The sequence below is a fragment of the Dyella sp. LX-66 genome (assembly GCF_018599165.1).
In the GTDB taxonomy this organism is placed as follows: Bacteria; Pseudomonadota; Gammaproteobacteria; order Xanthomonadales; family Rhodanobacteraceae; genus Dyella_D; species Dyella_D marensis.
Map to the genome: position 1 here is coordinate 381,513 of NZ_JAHFVJ010000003.1, position 23,578 is coordinate 405,090.

General features: G+C 69.0%; 19 protein-coding genes. 6 read left to right on the top strand and 13 right to left on the bottom strand.

What is annotated here, in order from left to right; genetic code table 11:
* Window positions 1-65: 65 nt before the first annotated feature.
* Window positions 66-1,490 (top strand): MFS transporter, encoded by a 1,425-nt coding sequence (locus KK141_RS08245; protein WP_214569264.1) that lies wholly within the window; start codon window positions 66-68, stop codon window positions 1,488-1,490.
* Between the two features lie 49 nt (window positions 1,491-1,539).
* On the opposite strand, the gene KK141_RS08250 is transcribed toward KK141_RS08245, so the two are convergent.
* The 4 genes from KK141_RS08250 to KK141_RS08265 form a co-directional block, all read right to left on the bottom strand.
* Window positions 1,540-2,871 (bottom strand): ABC transporter permease, encoded by a 1,332-nt coding sequence (locus KK141_RS08250; RefSeq protein WP_214569265.1) that lies wholly within the window; start codon window positions 2,869-2,871, stop codon window positions 1,540-1,542.
* Between the two features lie 12 nt (window positions 2,872-2,883).
* Entirely contained in the window at window positions 2,884-4,047 is a 1,164-nt protein-coding gene (locus KK141_RS08255) for an ABC transporter permease (protein ID WP_214569266.1), read from the bottom strand.
* 12 nt (window positions 4,048-4,059) lie between these two features.
* Entirely contained in the window at window positions 4,060-4,746 is a 687-nt protein-coding gene (locus tag KK141_RS08260) for an ABC transporter ATP-binding protein (protein WP_214569459.1), read from the bottom strand.
* Window positions 4,747-4,811: 65 nt separating this feature from the next.
* A complete protein-coding gene (locus KK141_RS08265; protein ID WP_345777538.1) occupies window positions 4,812-6,053 on the bottom strand; it encodes an efflux RND transporter periplasmic adaptor subunit in 1,242 nt (413 codons plus the stop codon).
* 268 nt (window positions 6,054-6,321) lie between these two features.
* Between KK141_RS08265 and KK141_RS08270 the strand changes: the two genes are divergently transcribed.
* From KK141_RS08270 to KK141_RS08285, 4 genes are all read left to right on the top strand, one after another.
* Window positions 6,322-7,008, top strand: a complete 687-nt coding sequence (locus KK141_RS08270; protein WP_214569268.1) for a fumarylacetoacetate hydrolase family protein — start codon at window positions 6,322-6,324, stop codon at window positions 7,006-7,008.
* Window positions 7,009-7,113: 105 nt separating this feature from the next.
* Complete coding sequence (gene mscL, locus KK141_RS08275) at window positions 7,114-7,527, top strand: large-conductance mechanosensitive channel protein MscL (RefSeq protein ID WP_214569269.1); 414 nt, start codon at window positions 7,114-7,116, stop codon at window positions 7,525-7,527.
* Between the two features lie 196 nt (window positions 7,528-7,723).
* Window positions 7,724-9,166 (top strand): M20/M25/M40 family metallo-hydrolase, encoded by a 1,443-nt coding sequence (locus KK141_RS08280; protein WP_214569270.1) that lies wholly within the window; start codon window positions 7,724-7,726, stop codon window positions 9,164-9,166.
* Between the two features lie 399 nt (window positions 9,167-9,565).
* Window positions 9,566-10,903 carry a PAS domain-containing methyl-accepting chemotaxis protein gene (locus tag KK141_RS08285; protein ID WP_214569271.1) on the top strand — a complete coding sequence of 446 codons (1,338 nt, stop codon included), beginning with the start codon at window positions 9,566-9,568 and terminating at the stop codon, window positions 10,901-10,903.
* Between the two features lie 21 nt (window positions 10,904-10,924).
* On the opposite strand, the gene KK141_RS08290 is transcribed toward KK141_RS08285, so the two are convergent.
* The 3 genes from KK141_RS08290 to KK141_RS08300 all read right to left on the bottom strand — a co-directional run bounded on the left by KK141_RS08290 (window position 10,925) and on the right by KK141_RS08300 (window position 15,820).
* Window positions 10,925-14,020 (bottom strand): efflux RND transporter permease subunit, encoded by a 3,096-nt coding sequence (locus tag KK141_RS08290; protein ID WP_214569272.1) that lies wholly within the window; start codon window positions 14,018-14,020, stop codon window positions 10,925-10,927.
* Between the two features lie 4 nt (window positions 14,021-14,024).
* On the bottom strand, window positions 14,025-15,158 hold the full coding sequence (locus KK141_RS08295) for an efflux RND transporter periplasmic adaptor subunit (RefSeq protein WP_214569273.1): 1,134 nt from the start codon (window positions 15,156-15,158) through the stop codon (window positions 14,025-14,027).
* A 197-nt stretch (window positions 15,159-15,355) separates the two neighbouring features.
* Window positions 15,356-15,820, bottom strand: a complete 465-nt coding sequence (locus tag KK141_RS08300) for a MarR family winged helix-turn-helix transcriptional regulator (RefSeq protein WP_167252553.1) — start codon at window positions 15,818-15,820, stop codon at window positions 15,356-15,358.
* A gap of 115 nt (window positions 15,821-15,935) precedes the next feature.
* Here KK141_RS08300 and KK141_RS08305 point away from each other — a divergent pair, with 115 nt between their 5' ends.
* Window positions 15,936-16,457: an O-acetyl-ADP-ribose deacetylase gene (locus tag KK141_RS08305; RefSeq protein WP_214569274.1), complete on the top strand. Its 522-nt coding sequence runs from the start codon at window positions 15,936-15,938 to the stop codon at window positions 16,455-16,457.
* Here the strand turns inward: KK141_RS08305 and KK141_RS08310 are convergent.
* From KK141_RS08310 to KK141_RS08335, 6 genes are read right to left on the bottom strand one after another with little or no spacing between them, the layout of a single operon-like run.
* Window positions 16,444-18,120: a BatD family protein gene (locus KK141_RS08310; RefSeq protein WP_214569275.1), complete on the bottom strand. Its 1,677-nt coding sequence runs from the start codon at window positions 18,118-18,120 to the stop codon at window positions 16,444-16,446. The two genes, KK141_RS08305 and KK141_RS08310, sit on opposite strands and share 14 nt — an antisense overlap.
* Complete coding sequence (locus KK141_RS08315; protein WP_214569276.1) at window positions 18,120-20,006, bottom strand: VWA domain-containing protein; 1,887 nt, start codon at window positions 20,004-20,006, stop codon at window positions 18,120-18,122. Before KK141_RS08315 ends, KK141_RS08310 begins: the two co-directional genes overlap by 1 nt.
* Window positions 20,003-20,989: a VWA domain-containing protein gene (locus KK141_RS08320; RefSeq protein WP_168648014.1), complete on the bottom strand. Its 987-nt coding sequence runs from the start codon at window positions 20,987-20,989 to the stop codon at window positions 20,003-20,005. Before KK141_RS08320 ends, KK141_RS08315 begins: the two co-directional genes overlap by 4 nt.
* On the bottom strand, window positions 20,982-21,506 hold the full coding sequence (locus KK141_RS08325; RefSeq protein ID WP_214569277.1) for a DUF4381 domain-containing protein: 525 nt from the start codon (window positions 21,504-21,506) through the stop codon (window positions 20,982-20,984). The genes KK141_RS08320 and KK141_RS08325 overlap by 8 nt, the downstream gene beginning before the upstream one ends.
* Entirely contained in the window at window positions 21,503-22,441 is a 939-nt protein-coding gene (locus tag KK141_RS08330; protein ID WP_214569278.1) for a DUF58 domain-containing protein, read from the bottom strand. The genes KK141_RS08325 and KK141_RS08330 overlap by 4 nt, the downstream gene beginning before the upstream one ends.
* Entirely contained in the window at window positions 22,438-23,433 is a 996-nt protein-coding gene (locus tag KK141_RS08335) for a MoxR family ATPase (RefSeq protein WP_214569279.1), read from the bottom strand. Before KK141_RS08335 ends, KK141_RS08330 begins: the two co-directional genes overlap by 4 nt.
* Window positions 23,434-23,578 lie beyond the last annotated feature (145 nt).

A 23,578-nucleotide genomic window follows, 5' to 3' on the forward strand; every position in this document is an offset into this window, starting at 1 on the left:
TCTTATCTTAAGTCCGCACTAAGCTCCGCGCCATTCCCACCTCCTTCCCCATCGAGGAGACCGTCATGACCCCGACCGACGCGGGCGACCCGCGCCGCTGGCTGGCCTTGCCCGTGCTGCTGACCGGCGCCTTCCTGCCGCCGCTGGATTTCTTCATCGTCAACGTGGCGCTGCCCTCGATCCGCGGCGCGCTGCATGCCAGCGCGGCGCAGACGCAGTTCGTGATCTCGGCTTATGCGGCGATCTACGCCGTCTGCCTGATCACCGGCGGCCGCCTGGGCGATCTGTTCGGGCGGCGCCGGCTGTTCCTGCTCGGCATCGCCGGCTTCGTGCTGGCCTCCCTGCTGTGCGGCCTGGCCTGGTCGGCGGATGCGCTGCTGGCCGGCCGCCTGCTGCAGGGGCTGGCCGCAGCCGCGCTGGCGCCGCAGGTGCTCGCTTCCATCCGCGTGATGTTCCCCAGCGCCGAGCAGCCGCGTGCGCTGGCGCTGTATGCGGCGACGTTCGGCCTGGCGGCCACGCTCGGCCAGGTGCTGGGCGGCGTGCTGATCGCGGCCGGCTGGTGGGGCATGAGCTGGCAGTGGATCTTCCTGGTGAACCTGCCGGTGGGCATCGCCGCGTTTGCCGGCGGCCTGCGCTGGCTGCGCGAATCGCGCGAGGCGCATGCGAAGAAGCTCGATCTCGGCGGCATGGCCTTGCTCTCCATGGCGCTGGCCGCGCTGGTCTATCCGCTGGTGGAAGGCCGCGAACAGGGCTGGCCGCTGTGGACCTGGGCCATGCTCGGCGCCTCGCTGCTGCTGTTCGCGCTGTTCCTGCGCTTCGAGGCCACGCTGGCCGCACGCGGCGGCGCGCCGCTGGTCGACGTGAGCCTGCTGCGGCATGGCGAGTTCATGCTCGGCATCGTCGTCACGCTGGGCTTCTATCTGACTTCGGCTTTCATGTTCACCTATGCGGCCTATCTGCAAGGCGGCCAGGGCCGCGATGCCTTGCATACGGGCCTGGCGACGCTGCCGTTCACGCTCGGCTATCTGTTCGCCTCGGTAACGGCTGCGCCTGTGATGCACCGGCTGGGACGCGCCGCGCTGCCGCTGTCGCTCGCGGCGCAGGCGGTCGGCTTCGCGCTGATCATCGCCGGCATCAGGAACGCTTCCGCCATGCAGACGGGCCTGATCGTCTCCGGCATCGGTTTCGGCTTCGCGTTTCCATCGCTGATGCGCGCCGTGCTCGGCAGCGTCGATGCACGCCACGCCGGCCTCGCCTCCGGCATGGTGATCACCGCGCTGCAGATCAGCGCCGCGTTGGGCGTGGCGATGATCGGCGGCGTGTTCTACAGCACGCTGGGCACGGCGCGCGACCCGTCGGCGTATGCGCACGCCTTCACCACGGGCCTGGGCTGCAACGTCGTCGCGCTCGCCGTCATCGCGCTGCTGGCCAGCCGGCTCGGCCGCCACGGCGTGGCCAATGCCAGCGCGCAGGTGGCGCCGGAGGCATAAAAAAAAGGGCCGCAGATGCGGCCCTTTCTTCCAACTTCGATTCAGCGCATCACAGCTCGCGCAAGGCCGTCGTCACCGGCAGTCGCGCCGCGCGCACCGCGGGGAACAGACCGCCCACGAAGCCGATCGCCAGCGCCCACTTCACGCCGGTCCACAGCAGCGCCGGCGAGACGTGGAACTCGAAGGTGAGCTGCCCTACCGAACCCTGCGCCAAGGTCGACGCGGTGTAGCCGTTGAAGATCAGCCACGCCAGCGCACCGCCGAGCACGCCGCCGAGCAAGGCCAGCAGCATGGTCTCCAGCATGATCGCCACCACCACCGGCAGGCCGCGGAAACCGATCGCGCGCAACGTGGCGATTTCGCGGGCACGCGAGGCGACCGCGGCGAACATGGTGTTGAGCGCGCCGAAGATCGCGCCGATCGCCATGATCAGGCCCACCGTGATGCCGATGATGCGGATCACCTTGCTGGTGCCTTCGGACTGCTTGCTGAAGTAATCCAGCGTGGTGCTGGCATCGACCTTCAGGCGCGGGTCGGCGGCCAGGGTCGACTCGAAGGCCTTGAAGCCGTTCGGATCGGCCAGCTTCACCGTCACCGAGGCGCGGCTGCTGCCGCGGCGATAGGTGTCGGACACCACCGCGGCGTCGCCCCACACTTCCGATTCCAGCGCGTCGTCGCTTGCGAACACGCCGACCACGGTCCACTGCTGGCTGCCCAGCTTGATCTCGCGCCCCGGCTCCAGGCCGGCGAACTGGCGCTGCGCACCCTTGCCCACCACCAGCTCGCGCATGCCGGGGTTGAACTTGCGGCCGGCGACGATCTTGAGGTTGGGCCGCAGCTCCCAGCCTTGCTGGTCGATGCCGCGCAGCTGCACGCTGCCCTCGTCGTCGGCGCCCTTGCCGCCCTTCACCGGCAGATTGGCGGCGACCACGATTTCGGACGACGCGATCGGCTCGCCCTTGGCATTGCGCGCGATGCCCGCGGTCTGCGGGATCACCACGATGCTGTCGCGGTCGAGCACCGACATCACTTCGCTGGCGGAACCGCCGCGCATCACGATGGCGGTGTCGGCGCTGCCGGTCTTGCGCAGCGTTTCCGCATAGCCTTCGCCCATCGCCAGCAGCGCGACCAGCACACCGACCACGCCGGCAATACCGATCACCACCACCGCGGAGGAACCGAGCCGCGACCGCAAGGTGCTGATGCCCACGCCGGTCACCGAGGCGGCCTGCTTGCCGCGGCGGGTCAGGCCCATCCACAGCGCGAAAGCCAGCACCAGCACACCGACGATGAGCGGCGGCAGGTTGATCCACACCGCCAGGCACACGATCACCAGCACGAACAGGCCGAAGCCGAACAGGAAATTCTTGGATTTGGACATGGCGTCGGCTCCTCAGCGTCCTGCCAGTGCATCGACAATATTCAGGCGCATCGCGCGGACGGCCGGCAGCGCACCCACCAGCAATCCGATCAGCACCATGATCCCCAGGCCGAGCATCCAGCTGCCGCCGGTCACGCCCGGCAGGTTGAGCATGCCGCCGCTGCCCTTGGCCACGATCGGAATCAGCAGCGAGGCCAGGCCCAGCCCGATCACGCCGCCGATCAACAGCAACAGTACCGACTCGGCCAGCACCATCATCAGCACCGAAGGACTGGTGAAGCCGATGGTCTTGAGCACCGCCAGCTCGGACGTGCGCTCGCGCACCGCCTGCATCATGGTGTTGCCCGACAGCAGCAGCAGGGTGAAGAACACCGCGCCCATGATGGCGCCGACGATCAGGCCGATATCGGCCAGCTGCTTCATCCACGCCGCGGTGGCGGCCTGCTCGGTCTGCGTGCGCGTCTCGTGGTCGGAGTTGGCGGAGATCGCATCGATCGCCTTGGCTACGCGGTCGGCCTGGTTCACGTCGCTGACGCGGGTGACGTACCAGCCGACCATGCCGCGGTTGTACGCGGTGCCTTCGTCGAAGTACTTCCAGTGCATCAGCACGATCTGGTCGTACCAGCCCGCACTGGCTTCCTTCGCCTTGAGCGTGCCGACGATGTCGAAGCTCCAGTTCTTGCTGCCGTCGTGCAGCGGGAAGATGGTCGACTGCAGCGGGATCTTGTCGCCTACCTTCCAGCCGAAGCGCTGCGCCAGCTTCTCGCCCACCAGGATGCCGGTGCGCGTGTTCTCGAACGCCTTGCGCGCCTCGGGGCTGGCTTCGACTTCCGGATACTGGTCCAGATAGTTGTCGCTCACCGCGAAGCTGAAGACCTGGTTGTGCGGGTCCTGGTAGGCGCCGCCGAACCAGTTGGCATAGGCCACCGACTTCACGCCCGGCACCTGCGCGATCTGGCTGTTGAGGCCGGAAGGCAAGGTCTGGATGAAGGACAGGCGCGAGCCGGTCTGCAGCCGCTGCGCGCCGTTCGCGCTCTGGCCGGCCTGGTCGAACGACGTGCGCACCGCGTCGAGCATGCCGAACAGCAGGAACGCGGTGACGATCGAGACCAGGGTGAGGATGGTGCGGGTCTTGCGCCGGAACAGCGCCGCCCAGATCAGATGAAGATATTTCATCTCGGCATCCCCTTAGGCCAGCGCCTGCTCGACCAGGGTGCCCTTGTCGAGGTGCAGCGTGTGGTTGGCGTAATCGGCCGCCTTGGGATCGTGGGTGACCATCACGATGGTCTTGCCGTGCTCGCGGTTGAGCGTGCGCAGCAGGCCCAGCACGTCCTCGGCGGACTGGCGGTCCAGGTCGCCGGTCGGCTCGTCGCAGACCAGCAGGGTGGGATCGGACACGATCGCGCGCGCGATCGCCACGCGCTGCTGCTGGCCGCCGGAAAGCTCGCTCGGCTTGTGCGTGGAGCGCTCGTCCAGGCCCACCAGCTGCAGCGCGATGGCGGCGTTCTTGCGGCGCTGCGCGGCCGACAGCTTGGTCAGCAGCAAGGGAAGTTCCACGTTGCGCTGCGCGGTGAGCATCGGCATCAGGTTGTAGAACTGGAACACGAAGCCGACGTTGGCCGCGCGCCACTTGGCCAGCGCGCCGGCGCCGAGCTGGTCGATGCGCTGCCCGCCCACGCTGATGCTGCCGCCGGTCGGCGAATCCAGGCCGCCGATCAGGTTGAGCAAGGTGGTCTTGCCCGAGCCCGACGGACCCATCAGCGCGAGGAAGTCGCCCTCGGCGATGTTGAGGTTGATGTGGTGCAGCACTTCCACTTTCTGCTTGCCGCGCTCGTACACCTTGGAAAGATCGCGGACTTCGATCAGCGTGCCCATGCTCATGCCTGTTCTCCCGAAACTGCGTTGGCTTTCGTAGTGATCTTGCGCGGCACCGGCCGCGCTCAAGGATTGGCCGCGCTCTTCACGCGCATGCCGTCTTTCAGTTCCGCCGGCGGCGACAGCACCACCGTGTCGCCCGCCTGCACGCCCGCGGGCAGCAGGCGCATCTCGCCGTAGGCCTGCGCGGCCGGCTGCACGACGTGCTCGCGGGCGGTGTCGCCGCTCACCACGAACACCGCATCGTGGCCGTCGCGCTGCGCGATCGCGGCGCCCGGCACCAGCACGCCCTTGGGCGGCTCGCTGGCCTGCTTCGGTGCGGCCTTTTCGAGGAAGGAAACACGCACGCCCATGTCCGGCACGATGCGCGGGTCCTTCTGGTCCAGCGCCACGCGCACCTTCACCGTGGCCTTGCCGCGATCGGCGGCGGGCACGATGGCGATCACGTGGGCGGGGATCTTCCAGTCCGGATAGGCATCGAGCACGGCTTCGGCCGGCATCGCCGATTGCACGCGGCCGATATAGGCCTCGTTGACGTCGACGTCGATTTCCAGCGAATCCATGTCGACGATCGTGCCCACGCCGGTACGGGTGAAGCCGCCGCCGGCCGACAACGGCGAAATGATTTCGCCGACCTGGGCCGCCTTCACCGTGATCACGCCGGTGAACGGCGCGCGCACCACGGTGTAGTCGAAGTTCACTTTCGCCTGCTTGGCCTGGGCCTGCGCCGCGGCCGCCAGCTTGCGCTGCGAATTGAGCTGGGCGGCGGTGGTGTTGACCAGGGTGCGCGCCTGCTCGTCCTGCTGCTTGGGCACCAGGCCGCTCGTCGCCAGCGTGTGTGCACGCACCGCATCGCGGTTGGCCTGGTCGAGCTGGGCCTGCAGCTGCAGCACCTGCGCCTCGGTGGCGCGTGCGTTGGCTTCGGCCGCGTCGAGCCCGGCGCGGTAGGCGTTGTCGTCCAGGCGCGCCAGCACCTGATCCTTCTGCACGCGGTCGCCTTCCTCGATCAGCACCTCGGTCAGCGTGCCGGTGATCTGCGCCGACACCGTGGCCTGGCGGCGCGCGGTGATGTAGCCGGTGGCCTGCAGCACGGCGCCGGGGCCGGCCGCGGCGGTGGGCGCGACCGCGGCAGCGGTCTTCACTTCCAGGGCCGGGTGGCCCCACAGCATCCAGCCGCCGGCGCCAGCGGCCAGCACAACCACCAGCACGCCGCCCACGATCCACGGCCAGCGCCCGGGACCATGCCCATGGTCCTCGCGCTCATGGCGCTCGATGCGCAATTCCTTCAGCAGTTCCGCGTTCTTCACACCTGCTCCCCAAAAGCCGGTTCCCCCGGCTACCGATGGCCGGCACGATGAAGCAAGCCCGCATGGCTTTGCAGAACGCCTCATCAGCCGATGGCAATGACAGCTGTCATCCGGGCCGAACCGGCCTCGTGATGACCGCTGTTTCCCTTACGTCGAACGACGCCGCGCGAAATCGACAAAGGGGTATAGCGCTCCGTACGCGCCGGCGATAGCTGACACGGCACGTATCCCTGCCGGGCCGCCCCGCCTAGCTGCTACCCTTCCGCGCATGACCTACGCCATCCCCGCCCCGCTCCAGCCCAGCCTGCCGGTGTACGGCAGCGACCTGCGTTTCCCCGTGCGCCGCGTGTTCTGCATCGGCCGCAACTACGCCGACCACGCCCGCGAGATGGGCGCGGTGGTGGAAAAGGACGCGCCGCTGTTCTTCTGCAAGCCCGCCGACGCCATCGTCACCGACGGCGCCGACGTGCCCTACCCGCAGGCCACCCAGGACCTGCACCACGAAGTGGAGATGGTGGTGGCGCTGGGTGCGGGCGGAAAAAATATTCCGGCCGAACATGCCGCCGCCCTGATCTGGGGCTATGGCGTGGGCCTGGACCTGACCCGCCGCGACCTGCAGGCGCTGGCCAAGGCCAAGAGCCATCCCTGGGACGTAGCCAAGGGCTTCGACCATTCGGCGCCGGTGTCGGCGCTGCGCCCGGCCGCCGAAGCACAGCTGTCGGCGGCGACGGGCCTGAGCCTCAGCGTCAACGGCGCGGTGCGCCAGCACAGCACGCTGGGCGAGATGGTCCACGACGTGGCCGGCATCATCGCCATCCTGTCGACCCTGTTCGAACTGAAAGCCGGCGACCTGATCTTTACCGGCACACCGGCCGGCGTCGCCGCGCTACAGCGTGGCGACAGCTTCCATGCGGCGCTGGAAGGCGTCGCCACACTGGACGGCCGCATCGCGTAAACGGCATCGCAACATCAGCGGCGGCAAGCTGGCGGCGCGCGGAATGCGTTGCGCTCGCCGCCCATCCCAGGGGGCAACAACATCCACTCAAGAGGGAGAGCAGCAATGGGCATGATGAAAGAGTTCAAGGACTTCGCCATGCGCGGCAACGTCGTCGACCTGGCGGTCGGTGTCGTGATCGGCGGCGCGTTCGGCAAGATCGTCACCTCGCTGGTCGATCAGATCATCATGCCGCCGATCGGCGTGCTCACCGGCGGCGTCGATTTCTCCGCCATGAAATGGGTGCTCAAGCCCGGCGACGACAGCGATCCCAAGCACAAGATCGCCGAGGTCGCGATCCAGTACGGCTCCTTCATCAACGTGCTGATCCAGTTCGTGATCATCGCGTTCGCCATCTTCCTGGTGGTCAAGGCAATCAACCGCCTGACCCGCCGCGAGGAAGCCGCGCCGGCCCCGCCGCCGCCGACCGAGACCCTGCTGACCGAGATCCGCGACCTGCTCAAGAAGCAGCAATCGTAAGTACGCTCGACGAGGGGAATCGCCGCCGCGATTCCCCTTCTTTTTGGCCTTTAATCAGGGCCTAAGCGGACAGGCCGCGTTCGCCGCGACCAAAACGCGCGAATTTCGCGCGTGTTGTGCCATGCACTCGTGACTTCTGGCCTAAGCGGCCGCACGGACCGGCGCGATAATCGGGGTTTACACCGAGGAGTCCCCGATGCGCCGCCTGCCTCTCACCCTGCTCGCCGCCAGCCTCGCCTTCGCCGCTGGCGCCGCCAGCGCCGCCGACAAGGCCACCACCATTCCGCAGTCCGCCGTAAAGACGGCCGAACAGCTGCGCGACAAGGCCATGGCGGACGACACCGGCTACAAGATCGTCGAATCGCTCACCACCGAAGTCGGCCCGCGCATCGCCGGCGGCCCGAACGACCAGCGCGGCCGCGAATGGGCCATCGCCAAGTTCAAAGAGCTGGGCTACGACAAGGTCTATACCGAGACCGTCACCTACCCGCTGTGGGAACGCCGCAGCGAGCACGCCGCCATCGTTGGCCCCTACCCGCAGCCGCTGACCGTGATCGCGCTGGGCTATTCGGCCGGCACGCCCAAGGGCGGCCTCACCGCCGAGGTGGTGAAGTTCGACAGCCTCGACGCGCTGAAGAAAGCCGACCCGGCCAGCGTCAAGGGCAAGATCGTCTTCGTCGACGCCAAGATGCAGCGCCACAAGGACGGCCACGACTACGGCATCGGCTCGGCCGTGCGCACGGGCGGCCCGGTGATCGCCTCCAAGATGGGCGCCGCCGCCTTCCTGCTGCGCTCGGCCGGCACCGACGAGCACAGCCGCACGCCGCATACCGGCGTCACCGGCTTCCGCGATCCCAAGGAAGCCATCCCCGCCGCCGCGCTGTCGCTGCCGGATGCCGACCAGCTCGACCGCGTGCTGGCCTCCGGCAAGCCGGTGAGCATCAAGCTGGACCTGGACTGCGGCATCACCGGCACCTACACCGGCGCCAACGTGATCGGCGAGATCACCGGCAAGAAGTACCCCGACCAGATCGTGCCGATCGGCGGCCACCTGGATTCCTGGGATCCGGGCACGGGCGCCATCGACGACGGCGCCGGCGTGGCGATCGCCATGGCCGCGGGCAAGATGATCCTGAGCCTGCCGCAGCGCCCCGACCGCACCATCCGCGTGATCGCCTTCGCCAACGAGGAAATGGGTCTGTTCGGCGGCCGCGCCTATGCCGACAAGCATGCCGCGGAAGTGAGCAAGCACCAGCTCGGCACCGAGTCCGACTTCGGCGCGCGCAAGATCTGGCGCATGACCGCCAGCGTGAAGCCGTCGGCGCGCGGCGCCATCGAGCAGATCGCCAAGGTGGTCGAGCCGGTCGGCGTGGCCTACGACCCGCAGCATCCGGGCGGCGGCGGTTCCGATCTGTCGCAGATGCACGCCAAGGGCATGGCCGCGCTCACCCTGACCCAGGACGGCACCGACTACTTCGACTACCACCACACCGCCAACGACACGCTGGACAAGATCGACCCGCGCGAGCTGGCGCAGAACGTGGCGGTGTACGCGGCGTTCTCGTACATGGCGGCGCAGGCGGATGGAGACTTCGGTTCGGCGCCGGATGCGTTCAAGAACGATGGCGCGCGCGACTGAGTTCCTGCTGCATCGCGAGATGAAAAGCGGCCTTCGGGCCGCTTTTTTTGGCTCGGCGTAGGTTGGGGTGAGCCGAAGGCGAACCCCAACATCGTCACATCGAGGCGTATCGCAGCGTTGGGGTTACTGGCTGCATCAGCAGCCAGCCCTTCGGGCCATCCGCTACGCGGATGTTCGCTACGGCATCCTGCCTTCGCAGTCGCCTTCGGCTCACCCCAACCTACGCAGTGCGTTCAAGTCCCTGCCCGCTGCGCCGATACAGCTTGCGACTGCCCATCGCGAACCCGTCCCGGCACGGCGGGTCTGCGCATCGCCTTCGGAGGGGCGCTGCGCAAGACGGCGGGGTGCGGCAGGGAAAGACCATCACTACCGTCGTACGTACCTCGGGGAGGGGACGTCGTGCTGAATCAACTATGGAACCGGCTCGCGCCGCGTCGCGATCCGTCGCATTCGCTGTCGGACCTGCAAGGCCAGATCGCCGCACTGCACCGCGCCCAGGCCATCATCGAATTCGATCTCGCGGGCAACATCCTCGACGCCAACGACAACTTCCTGCGCACCATGGGCTATGCGCGCGACGACGTGGTCGGCCAGCACCACCGCATGTTCGTCACGCCGGAGGAACGCGACGGCGTGGCCTATCGCGACTTTTGGCAACGCCTGGGCCAGGGCGAGCACTACACCGGCCAGTTCGAACGCATCGCCGAAGACGGCCGCCGCGTGTGGATCCAGGGCAGCTACAGCCCGATCCTCGACGCCGCGGGCCGCCCGCGCAAGGTGATCAAGCACGCCACCGACGTGACCCAGCTGCGCCTGCAGTCGGCCGACATGGAAGGCCGGCTGGCGGCGATCGACCGCGCACAGGCGGTGATCAGCTTCGACCTCGACGGCGTCATTCTCGAGGCGAACGACAATTTCCTCGCCACCATGGGCTATGCGCGCGAAGAGGTGACCGGCCGCCACCACCGCATGTTCGTCGAGCCGCGCGAACGCGAGAGCGAGGAATACGCGCGCTTCTGGCAGCGCCTGCGCCGCGGCGAATACAACGCGGGGCTGTACCGGCGCGTGCGCAAGGACGGTTCGGAGGCGTGGATCCAGGCCACCTACAACCCGATCTTCGACATGGCCGGCAAGCCGTTCAAGATCGTCAAGTACGCCACCGACGTGACCCAGCAGACAGTGGCGATGAACATGCTGCAGAGCGCGCTCGGCTCGCTGGCCGAAACCGTACCGGCGATCGCCGGCGACGCGCAGAACGCCAACCGCCTGGCGCACGACGCCAGCAGCAGCGCCAGCTCGGGTGGCTCGATGGTGGACCGGCTGGTGGACACCATCGGCGAGATCGACCGGCGCGCGCAGAACATGGCCGAGATCATCGGCGTGATGGATTCGATCGCGTTCCAGACCACCATCCTGGCGATCAATGCCGCGGTCGAAGCTGCACACGCTGGCGAACAGGGCCGCGGCTTCGGCGTGGTGGCGCAGGAAGTGCGCGCGCTATCGCAGCGCAGCGCGCAGTCGGCCAAGGAGATCCGCGAGCTGGTGCAGAACACCATCGAGTCCCTGGGCGAAGGCAGCGAGCGCGCGCGGCAGGCGGGTGCGGCGATGCATGCGATCGTCGATTCGGCCGGACAGGTGAATGCGCGCGTGGGGCAGATTGCCGATGCGGCGCATGCGCAGGCGGCGGGGCTGGTGCAGGTGAGGCAGGCGATCGAGCAGTTGCGGCAGCGCGCCTGATCCAACCTACGCCGGGCGTTTTCAGGTCGCCTCGACCGGCCCCTGCTTCTTCTTCGAAAACCGCGTCTGCACCCGGTCCAGATAGAGGTAAATCACCGGCGTCAGATACAAGGTCAGCACCTGCGACACCGCCAGGCCGCCCACCACCGCCAGGCCCAGCGGCCGGCGCGTTTCCGCGCCCGCGCCGATGCCCAGCGCGATCGGCAAGGTGCCGGCGAAGGCCGCCATCGTCGTCATCATGATCGGGCGGAAACGCACCTTGCAGGCTTCGTAGATGGCATGCGCGGGCGCGAGCCCCTCGTCGCGCTGACGCTCCAGCGCGAAGTCGATCATCATGATCGCGTTCTTCTTCACGATGCCGATCAGCATCACGATGCCGACGAAGGCGAACAGGTCCAGCGAGGCGTTGAAGATCACCAGCGTCAGCAGCGCGCCCACCGCCGCGGCCGGCAGGCCGGACAGGATCGTCAGCGGATGGATGAAGCTCTCGTACAGAATGCCCAGCACCAGGTAGATCACGAACACCGCCAGCAACAGCAGCAGGCCCATGCCCTGCATCGAATCCTGGAAGGCCTGCGCGGTGCCCTGCACGCTGCCGCTGATGGTGGCGGGCAGGCCGATCTTGTCCATCGACGCATCGATGCGCTGCACCGCCTGGCTCAGGCTTACGCCCGGCGCCAGATTGAACGACACCGTCACCGCCGGCAGCTGGCCCTGGTGGTTCACCGTGAGCACCTGCGGCTGGCGGCGGAACGTAGCCACCGTATCCAGCGGCACCAGGGTGCCGCTGGCGGAGGTGACGTACAGGCGCGACAGCACGTCCGGATCGTTCTGCAGCGTGCGCGACACCTGCAGAATCACCCAGTACTGCGTCGCCGCGCCGTAGATGGTGGAGATCTGGTTCTGGCCGAAGGCGGAACCCAGCGCCGACTGTACCTGGGCCATGGTCAGGCCCAGGGTGGCGAGCTTCTCGCGGTTGACGTCGACCATGATCGACGGACTGTTGAGATCCAGGTCGTTGGTCACGTCCTGGAAACCGTCGAGCTGCTGGAAGGCCTGGGTGATGCGCCCGCTCCAGTCGTACAGCAGCGGCAGATCGATCGACTGCAGCGTGTACTGATACTGCGCCTTGGACTGGCGGCCGCCGACCTGGATCGACGGCGGGTTCTGCAGATAAGTTCGGATGCCCGGCACCTGCGCGAACTTCTTGCGCAGCTCCTGAATGATGCCGTCCGGGCCGAGCTTGCGGTCCTGCGCGGGCTTGAGCAGCAACAGCAGCGAGCCGTTGTTGACCGTGCTGCGCGGGCCGCCCGCGCCGACGCTGGACATGTAGCCGGCGATGTTCGGGTCGTCAGCGACGATCTCTGCAAGCTTCTGCTGCCGCGCCACCATGCTGTCGAACGACACGTCCTCCGGCCCTTCGGTGGTGACGCGCAGCTGGCCGGTGTCGCCGGCGGGGATGAAGTCCTTCGGCGTCACGTAGAACAGCAGCACGGTGGCCGCCAGGCTGAGCGCGAAACCGGCCAGCACCACCAGCGGACGGTCCATGCACCAGCGCAGGCTGCCGGCATAGCCGCGCTGCACGGCGTTGAAGCCGCGGTCGAAGCCGGCGATCAGCCAGTTCTTGTTCTCATGGTCGTGCGCGCGGATGAAGCGGCTGCACAGCATCGGCGTCAGCGTGATCGCCACCACGCCGGAGATCAGGATCGCCACGCTGATGGTCACCGCGAACTCGTGGAACAGACGCCCCACGATGCCGCCCATGAACATCACCGGGATGAACACGGCTATGAGCGACAGCGTCATCGAGAAAATGGTGAAGCCGATCTCGCCGGCGCCTTTGAGCGAAGCCTCGTACGGCGGCAGGCCGGCTTCCATGTGGCGCACGATGTTTTCCAGCATCACGATGGCGTCGTCCACCACGAAGCCGACCGCGAGCGTGAGCGCCAGCAGGGAGAGGTTGTCCAGGCTGTAGCCCAGCCCGTACATCACGCCGAAGGTGCCGATCACCGAGATCGGCAGCGCGATGGCGGGAATCAGCGTGGCGGAGAGATTGCCCAGGAACAGGTAGATCACCAGCACCACCAGCACACCGGCCAGCACCAGGGTGAACTGCACGTCGTCCACCGAGGCGCGGATCGACACCGAGCGGTCGTACAGCGTGTTGAGCTTCACCGACGGCGGCAGGCCGGCGGTAAAGCCCGGCAGCAGCGCCTTGATGCGGTCCACGGTTTCCACCGTGTTGGCGCCGGGCTGGCGCTGGATCGCCAGCACGATGGCGCGTTCGCCGTTGTACCAGCTCGCCGCCAGGTCGTTCTGCACGCTGTCGAAGGCGCGACCCAGGTCGCGGATGCGCACCGGGGCGCCGTTGCGGTAGGCCACCACCACGTCGTTATAGGCGGCGGCGCGCATCAGCTGGCCTTCGCTGCGGATCGGCAGCTGCTGGCGCGTGCCGTACAGCGAGCCGGTAGCCTGGTTGACGTTGGCCGCGGCGATCGCCGCCTGCACCTGGTCGATGCCCACGCCCGTGCCGACCAGCCGCGCCGGATCCACGCTCACGCGCACGGCGTATTTCTGCGAGCCGTACACGTTCACCTGCGCCACACCGTCGACCATCGACAGGCGCTGCGCCAGTTCGGTCTCGGCGTACTCGTCCACCTGCGACATCGGCAGGGTGGACGAGGTCATCGTGAGGTACATGATGGGCGCGTCAGCCGGATTCACCTTGCGGAAGGTGGGCGGCGTGGTCATTTCCTTCGGCAGCTGGCGCAGCGCGGCGGAGATGGCGGACTGCACGTCCTGCGCGGCGCCGTCGATGCTGCGGTCCAGCTCGAAGGTCAGCGTGATGCTGGTGGAGCCCAGCGCGCTGGTCGAACTCATCGAGCTGATGCCGGCGATGGTCGACAGCTGGGACTCCAGCGGCGTGGCCACCGCGGAGGCCATGGTCTCCGGCGAAGCGCCCGGCAGGCTGGCGCTGATGCTGATGGTGGGAAAGTCGACGTTGGGCAGTTCGTTCACCGCCAGCCGCGGATACGCAGCGATGCCGAACACCAGCAGCGCCGCCATCAGCAGCGTGGTCATCACCGGTCGGCGGATGCACAGCTCGGGCAGGCTCATGGCGTCAGCCGCCTCCCGCCTTGACCTTGGCGCGCGCGCCGTCGACCAGCAGCATCTGGCCTTCGGTCACCACCTGCTCGCCGGCCTCCAGGCCCTTGTCGACCACCTGCCGCTGGCCGGCGGTCGGGCCCGGCGTGACGTAGCGCTGCTGCACCTTGCCGTCGTGGCCCAGCACGAACACGAAGCTGCCCTTGGCCGAACTCTGCAGCGCTTCCACCGGCACGCTCACCGCGTTGGCGATGCGCGTGGTCGGCAGGGTCACCTGCACGAACTGGCCGGAGGTGAGGCGGTGGTCGGTGTTCTCGAAGCGGCCCTTCACCACGATGGTGCCGGTGGTGGCATCCACCGCGTTATCGATGAATTCCAGCGTGCCGCCGAGCGGCTGGCCCTTGTCGCCGGGAATGGCCGCCTGCACGGCGACCTGTTCGCGCGCCTGCGCGGCGCGCAGCGCGGCGAGGCTTTCCTCGGGGATGCTGAAGGCGATGCGGATCGGTTCGATCTGGTTGAGCACCACGATGTCGGTGCTGTCGGCGGTGATCTGCGCGCCCGGCCACACCAGTGGCGAGCCGATCACGCCGTCGAACGGCGCGACGATGCGCGCGTAGTCGAGCTGGGTCTGCGCGGTTTCCTGCAGGGCCTGGTCGCTCTGCAAGGTGGCCTTGGCCACGCCGAGGTTGGCCTGGTAGGTGTCGTAGTCGGCCTTGGAGACGAAGCCCTTGGCCAGCATGTCGGTGTAGCGCTGCTGGTCGGCCTGCGCCTTTACCAATTGGGCCTGGTCCTTGGCCACGGTGCCGCGCGCCTGGTCGAGCTGCGCCTTGAGCAGGCTGGGGTCGATCTGGATCAGCAGCTCGCCCTGCTTTACCTGCGCGCCGGGCTTGAAGGCCAGGGTCTGCAGCTGGCCGGAAACGCGCGAGCGCAAGGTCACGGTGGAGAAGGCTTCGGCGCGGCCGACCAGCTTCAGGCTGAGGTCGACGTCGCCGCGCGTGGCGGTGGCCACCTGCACCGGCACTTCGCCGGCCTGTGCGCCGCCGCCCTTGCCCAGCGCAGGCGTGGCTTCGTGGCGGCCGCGGAACACGAGCATGGCGACGCCCAGCAGCGCCACTGCCAGCACGATGAGGAGCAGTTTCTTCCAGGGCATGGGAACTCTCAGACTTGTTCGGCCGGCGCCGCGCTCCCTCCCAGGATCGCAACGCATGCTGACCCGCGATCCTTCGCCGGGACTTAAAGGAAGGGCGCGTCGTGCACGCTCAAAAGACCCGTACTATGCCGGGAGAATTCCTAAAGTCTCACAAGGACCAATGGCACTGGCATGACCGGCGTAAGCATGGCGTAAGGTTAGCCCGTCGCAGGATCTTCCGAGTCGCCGGGCTGGTCCAGCGCCTGCAGGTTGTCCTTGATGCGATTGAGCACGTCCATGGCCTGCTGCATCTCGTGCAGCTCGATGCCCTTGGTGGCGTCCTTGCGCAGGCCGCGGCCGATCAGCTCCATGTCCGCGATCACTCCGCGCGCCTGCTCGGTCACGTACAGGCGCCAGGCGCGGCGGTCGCGCGGATCGGCGCGGCGCTCGACGAAGCCGGCCGCCTGCAGGCGGTCGATCACGCGGCCCACGGCAATAGGCTCCATTTCCAGGAATTCCGCCAGCTCGGTCTGGCGCAGGCCTTCGCGGTGGTACAGCACCTTGGTCGCGCGCCACTGCGCGCGTGTCAAACCGAATTTCACCGCGCGCCGGTCGAAATGCTTGCGGAACAGCAAGGTGACGTCGTTGAGCAGATAGCCGAACGAGATGTCTTCAGTCTTCATGTGTTTCCCGAACCCTCCGCCCCTCCGGGGCGCCCCGGCGGCAAGCATACGGCGCAAAAACCTGCGAGACCACGCCAATCACGACATAGCGGCTTTCGTTATAGCGTTTATCGCCATGGCCATCGAAATCATCATCGCCGATATCACCCAGCTCGATGTAGATGCCATCGTCAACGCGGCCAACTCCGGCCTGCTCGGCGGCGGCGGCGTGGACGGCGCCATCCACCGCGCCGCCGGCCCCGCCCTGCTGGAAGCCTGCCGCGCGCTGCCGCAGGTCTCGCCCGGCGTGCGCTGCCCGACCGGCTTGGCGCGCATCACTTCGGGCTTCGCCCTGCCCGCGCGCTATGTGATCCACACGGTGGGGCCGGTATGGCACGGCGGCGGCGAGGGCGAACCTGCGCTGCTGGCCAGCTGCTACCGGGAAAGCCTGCGCCTAGCCCGCTCGCGCGGCATCGCCAGCATCGCGTTTCCTGCCATCAGCTGCGGCGTGTATGGCTATCCGGCGGAACAGGCCGCGGCGGTGGCTACCGCCACGCTGCGCGAAGACCTGCGCGAGCATGGCGATCTGCGTGTATTGCTGTGCTGCTTCGACGCGCGCATGGCTGCGGTGTGGCGCGCGGCGCTCAGTCCAGCTTGAACGGATAAAGCGGCGGCAGGCCGGATGGATCGGCCGGCGGCGGCGCCGCGGTATGCCACTGGAAACCGTCGCGGAAAGCCGCGGCGAGCGCCTCGCCGGAAAGCGCGGCGCCATCGGTCGCATACAGGCGCTTCTGCAGGACGGCGATGGCTTCGCGCTGCGGCGCCGAAGCGAGTGCTACGGCAAGCGCGCCGAGATTCGCCAGGCCGGGACGTTCGGTCTGCGCCCACGCAAGCAAGCTGTGCGCCTGTGCAGCCGCATCGTTGCCGCGCGCGGCGGCGAGGAAGGCGGCGCGGCGCTGGCGGTCGCTGGCCGGGGCTTCCGCCGCGGGCTTGCGCTGCGCCGGTTTGGCGCGGCGCAGTGCCCACCAGCTGAGCAAGGTGGCCAACCACAATCCGATGCTGCCCAGCGCGATCCAGCGCCACGGCGTGGCGCCTGCCGACGTAGTGGCGGCGACCGGTGCTTCCGTCGCTTCCGGTGCCGCGGCCGACGCCGCCGTGGCAGGTGCGCCCACGGCCGGCAGCACGGTGTAGCGGTGCTCGGGAATGGTGGCGACCTCGGCCTTGTCCGTCTGCGTGTTCCACCAGGTCAGCGTAGTGGCCGGAATCACCAACTCGCCCGGCTTGCCCGGCACCACCGCGAACGACTGCTGCCGCCGCCCGGACAACCAGACGCCGTCGACGCGCGTGCCGTTGACCGGCTTGTCCGGATACACCGTGGCGCCGTCGATCTGCGGCAGGCTCAGTGCGGGCAGCGATTCGTACGGCAGGCCGGTGGCCTGCACCGTCATGGTGAGATTGAGCGGCTGGCCGGCGCGCAGCTGGGTCGATTCCGGCGGCGCTTCCATCGCCAGCGACAGTGCGCGCGCCGGCAGCCACGCGGTCTTGCCCGCGGCGGCGGGCACGGCGCGCACGTCGATGGATACCGGCGCGGATGCGGCCGACATCGCGCGCGTGCTGCCGAAGAAACTGTTGGGGTCGGCCATGTCGATCAGCTCGCCCTGGAACGAGACCGGGCCGACCTGGATATGCCCCGCGTGCTGCGGGATCAGCGCATAGCGGCGCTCGATCACGTTGTAGCGGCGGCCGCCGCGCTCGGCCTGGTAGTTGCCCTCGTCGCCGAGCTTGCTCAGTTCCGCGCCGTCGGCCTGCGGCTCGTCCATCGCGCCATTGCTGAGGCTGGCGGCGAAAAACAGCCGCACCACGAAGGACATCTGCTGGCCGACATAGGCACTGCGCGGCTCGGCCACCGCTTCGACGAAGACGTCCTTGCCCGCGGCCGCGGCGGCCTGCTGATCGGGCGCCGTCACTTCCAGTTGCACCGGCTCGGTGCTGCCGCCGGCGAGCGCGATGGCGGGAATGGTCAGGCGGCCGACATGCTTGGGCCGCAGCGCGATGCCGTAGGTGAATTCCGAAGTGCGCTTGCCGTTGACGATGCTGAGGCTGGAATTGCTCGAGGTGCCCAGCACCTCGAAATCATTTTCAAGCACGGACAGATCCGGCGTGCCGACCGAACCGCCGGAGACCTTCAGATTCAAGGTGACGGTTTCACCGAGCTGCACGCTGCCGCGGTCGAGCACCGCGCGCACGTCGGCCGCGGAAGCCAGCCAGGGCAGGCAGCACAGCAGCAGGCACAGCCACCAGCGCAGGCGCGACGAAGCCATCAATCTTCCTCCCCGGCGCCGCCATGGCGCTGCCGGTATTCCAGTTCGAACTTGCGGCGCAGCAGCGCGCCGGGGTCGTCGGGCACGCGCTGCAGCGCGCGGCGCACGTCGGCGGGCAGCTTGGCCTGCGGGTCGTCCGGCGACATCGCGCCGAGTTCGTGGGTGCCTTCGCGCTCGCCTTGCTTGCCTTCGCGCAGGGCCTGATCCATCTGCGCGCTCAGCGCCTTGCGCGCCTCTTCGGCGCGCGCTTTCTGTTCGGCCTGTTCCTGTGCAGAAGGCGGCTTGGCTTCGCCCTGCCCGGGTTTCTCGGCCGCGTTGCCGTCCTGCTTGGCCTGGCCGGAAGAGTCGCGCTTGGAATCGGGGCCGCCGCCGTCTTTCGATTCGTTCTGGCCGGGTTTCTGCTCGCCTTCTTTCTTTTCGTCGGGACGGTCGTCGCCCTTGCCGGCCTGGTCCTTGTCGCTGCCCTTGCCGTCGCCTTTCTTCTTCTGCTTGTCGTCCTGCCTGGGCTGGTCCTGCGGCGGATGCTTGCGCAGCCAGTCTTCGACGGCGTCGCGGTTGACCTTGGCGTCGGCATTCGCGGGGTCGGCTTTCAGCGCGCGGTCGTAGGCTTCGATGGCTTCCTTATAGCGGCCCTGTTTGGCCAGTGCGTTGCCGAGGTTGTAGGCCGGATCGGCGCCGGCCTTGTCCTGCCATGTGGCCGCGGCACCCGCGTAATCGCCGCTGCGGTAGGCCGCTGCGGCGCGCAGCGAGGGATCGCGCGCCAGTTCCTGCGCGCGTTTTGCATCGCCCTGGCGCAGCGCGGCGGCAGCCTGTTGATCCGGCCGGCGCCAGAGATCGCTCCATGTACCGGCCTGCGCGGTCGACGGCAGCAGCGGCAAGGCCACCAGCGGCACCAGCAGCAGCCAGCCGCGGCGGAACGCCAGCGCGAGCACCGCCAGCAGCGGCAGCAGCAGCCAGGGGCCGCGGTCCTGCCATTGGTCGCCGTGCTCGCCGTCGGCGCGCACGATGTCCTGCGTGCCGGCATCGCCCGGCTTGAGCGCGGCGATGTCGCGGTTGTCGTCGCTCATCGGCACATAGCGGCCGTTGCCGGCGGCGGCCAGCGCGCGCAGCGCATCGTCGTCGCGGCGCGTCACCACTACTTCGCCATGAGCGTCGCGCAGCAGGCCGCCGTCGCCGTCCGGCACCGGACTGCCCTGCGGCGTGCCGACGCCGAGCACGGAAACGCTGATGCCTTCGTTGCGCACCTTGCGCGCGGCTTCCTGCGCGGTCGTATCGGCGGTGTCGGTGATCAGCACGATGCGGCCGCTGCCGGCCTTGGCCGCGCGGATCATGCCGGCGGCGCGTTCGATCGCCGAAGCGGCGTCGTTGCCGTCGGTGGGCATGGTGTCGGGGGCAAGCGAGTCGAGCAGGTCGTCGAGCGCGTTCGCGTCGGAGGTGAGCGGCGCCACGCTGAAGGATTCGCCGGCATAGGCGACCAGCCCGTTGAGGCCGCCGCGGTTCGCCGCCAGCAGATCGCGCGCCTTGTAGCGCGCGCGGTCGATGCGGCTGGGCGCGACGTCCTTGGCCAGCATGTGCCGCGACAACGACACCGCCACCACCTGCGCCGCGCGGCTGGCGTACAGCGGCGAAGCCACGCGGTCCCAGGCCGGCCCGGACAGCGCGAGAAAGCCCAGCACCGCGCCGGACGCCAGCAAGGCCGCCGGCCAGCGGCTGTGGCCGCCCTGCCCGTACAGCACGTGCGGCAGCAGCTCCGGATCGACCAGCCGCGCCAGCTCGCGCCGTTCCTGTCCGCCGCGCGCGGCCAGCGCATAGGCCAGCGGCGCCAGCAGCAGGCCGAGCAGCCACCACGGATGCAGGAAGTGGAAGTCGTGCAAGGCGGCCATCATGCGGCCGCCCTTGCGCCGCTACGGCGCCGGGTGAGCACGATGGCGAACACGAAGCAGACCATGCCGGCGAGCAGCGGGCGGTCGAACAGTTCGTGCCGCGGGCGCAGTTCCGGGCCGTGCTGCGGCATCGGTTCGAGCGTGTCGATGGTGTGGTACGCCGCGGCCAGCTCGCTGGTGTCGGTGGCGCGGAAATAGCGGCCGCCGGTCTGCGAGGCCATCGTGCGCAGCATGCCTTCGTCCAGGTCGGCGGAGGGATTCACCACGCGCGAACCGAAGAAATCCGGCACGCGCATTTCGGTGGCGCCGATGCCGATGGTGTACACGCGCACGCCGGCCGCCTTGGCGGCGCGCGCCGCATCCAGCGGCGCGATGCTGCCGGCGTTGTTGACGCCGTCGGTGAGCAGCACCAGCACGCGCGCCTGTTCCGGCAGCGCGGACAGACGCTTCACCGCCACCGCCACCGCATCGCCGATCGCCGTCTCGGTGCCGGCCAGGCCGACGGTGGAACCCTGCAGCTGCGCGCTGACCGCGCCGAGGTCGTAGGTGATCGGCGTGACCAGGAAGGCGCGCGTGCCGAACAGGATCAGGCCCATTTCGTCGCCGCTGCGGCGCGCGATGAAGTCGGTGGCGATCGCTTCGACCGCGCCGAAGCGGCTGACCGCCTGGCCGGCGAGTTTCATGTCTTCCAGGCGCATGCTGCCGGACAGGTCGACCGCCAGCATCATGGCCCGCCCGCTGCGCTGCTGCGCCTGCGGCGGACCCACCCACTGCGGCCGCGCGGCCGCGGCGACCAGGCAGATCCAGGCCAGCACCAGCCACCACATGCGGCCGCCCTCGCGCGCATTCTGCGCGACCACCGCCAGGCGCAATTGCGGATGCGGCAGATGCAGCGCCTGCCCCGGCGCGGCCGGGCGCAGCCAGCGCCACAGCAGCCAGGGCAGCGGCAACAGCAAGGCGATCCAGGGCCAGGCGAATTCAAGCACGGCCGGCCCCCTGCGCTGCGATCAGCCGTCTGGTGCGGCGCGGCTGCAGTGCCAGCGCGAGCCAGCGGCGCGTGGCGGCAGCGATGTCGGCGACGTCCGCGCTGCGCGTGGACGGGCGGAACATGGCGTCTTCGAGTGCGATGAGGCGATCCAGCGTTGTTGCATCGACGGGAATCCGTGCAAGGCAGCGACGCCATGCGTCGCCGCGATGATGCGTGGCGGCCGGATCGTAGGCGCGCGCTGCGCGCCGCAGCAGTTGATGCAATTCGGCAGCGAGGCGCTGCGGCTGCTCGGCGTGCGCGCGTTCGAGCGCGTCGATACCGGCGAGCGCGGCGGCGATGCGTTCGCGCTGCAGGCGGCGCCGGCGCAGCAGCCACCAGGTCAGCGCGCCGGCGATCAGGAGCAGCGCGGCGAGCATCCACCAGCCCGGTGCGGGCGGCCACCACGAAGGATCCGGCGGCAGATGGATATCGCGCAGGACCGGGCCGTCCGGCGGCGGCGTGGCGGCGGGCATCATGCGCCGGCCTTCGCGCCGGCCAGCAGCGCGGCGACGGGGTCGAGCGGATCGGCGACGGTGTCGATCACGCGGTGCGGCAGGCCGAGCGAGCGCGCCAGCGCGGCCAGCTTCATCTGTCCGGCGCCGAGCGCCTGCTGGAAATCGCGGCGCTGGCGATCGCCGAACAGCACCACTTCGCGGCGCAGGCCGCCGTGTTCCAGCGGATAGCGGCCGGGCGGCGCCGAAGCCAGTTCCAATGCGTCGCCGACGATCAGCACGGACACGTCGGTATGGCGCGCGAGGTCGATCAGCCGGCCCTTCGCGGCTTCGTCGGCGCTGAGGCCGTCGCTGATCAGCAGCACCCGGCTGGCGCCGTGCATCAGGCGGCCGGCGCGCATCAACGCTTCGGACAGCGGCTCCGCCGCGGCGGCGGGGCTGCGTTCCGCATCCCACGCCGCCAGCGCGCCGCACAGCGCCAGCGCGCCGCGTGTGCTGCCCTGCGGACGCAGCAGATGCCGGCGTTCGCCGAAGGCCAGCGCACCGACGCGCTCGCCGGCACGCGCGGCCAGCCATCCGGCCAGCGCCGCGGCACGCGCCGCCTGCACCGACTTGAAGCGGGCGCGGGTGCCGAAGCGCATGCTGCCGTGCGTATCCAGCAGCACCAGCAGGCGGCCTTCGCGTTCTTCCTGGAACAGCTTGGTGTGCAATTTTCCGCTGCGCGCGGTGAGGCGCCAGTCGAGCCGGCGGATGTCGTCGCCGGGCTGGTAGGCGCGCGATTCGGCGTAATCCATGCCGCGGCCATGCACGCGGCTGGCCTGCGGGCCGGACGGCGTGGCGCGGCTGCGGCGCGGCGACAGCGGCTTGCGCGCCGCGCGGGCACGCAGGGCGAGCAGTTCGGCGAGAGCGACGCTGGCGCGTCCGTCGCCGTCCGCGGCGGGTGGCAACACGGCGCTCACGGCAGGGGCACGAGCTCCAGCAGGCGCGTCACCACCTGGTCGCTGCGGATGCCTTCGGCTTCGGCCTCGTAGCTGAGCAGGATGCGATGGCGCAGCACGTCGTGGGCCAGCGCATGCACGTCTTCCGGCAGCACGTAGTCGCGGCCGGCCAGCCAGGCATGCGCGCGGGCGCAGCGGTCCAGCGCGATGGTGGCGCGCGGGCTGCCGCCCCAGGCGATCCAGCGCTTCAGCTGCGGGCCGTAGGCGTCGGCATCGCGGCTGGCCAGCACCAGCTGGGCGATGTACGACTCCAGCGCCGGCGCCATATGCACCGCCAGCACCGCTTCGCGCGCGGCGAACACGTCGGACTGGCTCAAGGTCGGCGGCGGCTCCGGCTGCGGATGCAAGCTGCGCCGCGCCTGTTCGCGCGCCAGGCGCAGGATGGCCAGTTCCGCGGCGGCGTCCGGATAACCGATGGTCACGTGCATCACGAAGCGGTCGAGCTGCGCTTCGGGCAGCGCGAAGGTGCCTTCCTGTTCGATCGGATTCTGCGTGGCCATCACCATGAACAGCTCGGGCAGCCGCCAGGTGCTGCGGCCGATGGTGATCTGGCGCTCGGCCATCGCTTCGAGCAGGGCGGACTGGACCTTGGCCGGCGCGCGGTTGATCTCGTCCGCCAGCACGATGTTATGGAACAGCGGGCCGCGTTCGAATTCGAAGCTGCCCGACTGCGGACGGAAGATGTCGGTGCCGGTGAGATCGGCCGGCAGCAGGTCCGGAGTGAACTGCACGCGGTGGAAATCCGCCTCGATGCGCCCGGCCAGCGCCTTCACCGCGGTGGTCTTGGCCAGGCCCGGCGCGCCTTCCACCAGCAGGTGGCCGTCGGCGAGCAGCGCGACGAGCAGGCAGTCGATCAGGTGCGGCTGGCCGACGATGCTCTGCTGCAGTTCTTCGCGCAGACGCGTGAAGGCCTGCTGCAGCCGCGACGACGGTTGACTCTCGGGCATATCCATCAGGTTTCCATCCGGCTTGATCCGCCTACAGACAGCGGTACGTCCTGGAAGTTTAGCGAGCCGGCGCAAGGGCGGGGGCGCGACTGATGGCACAGCAAGGGCGATGCCCGGAGCCCGCGCGCAAAAAAGGGCGGCCATGGGCCGG

Bases quoted from the DNA above. Each gene is read 5' to 3' on its own strand.
- mscL (WP_214569269.1), top strand. From the start codon at position 7,114: ATGGGCATGATGAAAGAGTTCAAGGACTTCGCCATGCGCGGCAACGTC.
- KK141_RS08255 (WP_214569266.1), bottom strand. From the start codon at position 4,047: ATGAAATATCTTCATCTGATCTGGGCGGCGCTGTTCCGGCGCAAGACC.
- KK141_RS08325 (WP_214569277.1), bottom strand. From the start codon at position 21,506: ATGATGCCCGCCGCCACGCCGCCGCCGGACGGCCCGGTCCTGCGCGAT.
- KK141_RS08250 (WP_214569265.1), bottom strand. From the start codon at position 2,871: ATGTCCAAATCCAAGAATTTCCTGTTCGGCTTCGGCCTGTTCGTGCTG.
- KK141_RS08260 (WP_214569459.1), bottom strand. From the start codon at position 4,746: ATGGGCACGCTGATCGAAGTCCGCGATCTTTCCAAGGTGTACGAGCGC.
- KK141_RS08295 (WP_214569273.1), bottom strand. From the start codon at position 15,158: ATGCCCTGGAAGAAACTGCTCCTCATCGTGCTGGCAGTGGCGCTGCTG.
- KK141_RS08245 (WP_214569264.1), top strand. From the start codon at position 66: ATGACCCCGACCGACGCGGGCGACCCGCGCCGCTGGCTGGCCTTGCCC.
- KK141_RS08305 (WP_214569274.1), top strand. From the start codon at position 15,936: ATGGCCATCGAAATCATCATCGCCGATATCACCCAGCTCGATGTAGAT.
- KK141_RS08310 (WP_214569275.1), bottom strand. From the start codon at position 18,120: ATGGCTTCGTCGCGCCTGCGCTGGTGGCTGTGCCTGCTGCTGTGCTGC.
- KK141_RS08335 (WP_214569279.1), bottom strand. From the start codon at position 23,433: ATGGATATGCCCGAGAGTCAACCGTCGTCGCGGCTGCAGCAGGCCTTC.
- KK141_RS08300 (WP_167252553.1), bottom strand. From the start codon at position 15,820: ATGAAGACTGAAGACATCTCGTTCGGCTATCTGCTCAACGACGTCACC.
- KK141_RS08290 (WP_214569272.1), bottom strand. From the start codon at position 14,020: ATGAGCCTGCCCGAGCTGTGCATCCGCCGACCGGTGATGACCACGCTG.
- KK141_RS08315 (WP_214569276.1), bottom strand. From the start codon at position 20,006: ATGATGGCCGCCTTGCACGACTTCCACTTCCTGCATCCGTGGTGGCTG.
- KK141_RS08270 (WP_214569268.1), top strand. From the start codon at position 6,322: ATGACCTACGCCATCCCCGCCCCGCTCCAGCCCAGCCTGCCGGTGTAC.
- KK141_RS08280 (WP_214569270.1), top strand. From the start codon at position 7,724: ATGCGCCGCCTGCCTCTCACCCTGCTCGCCGCCAGCCTCGCCTTCGCC.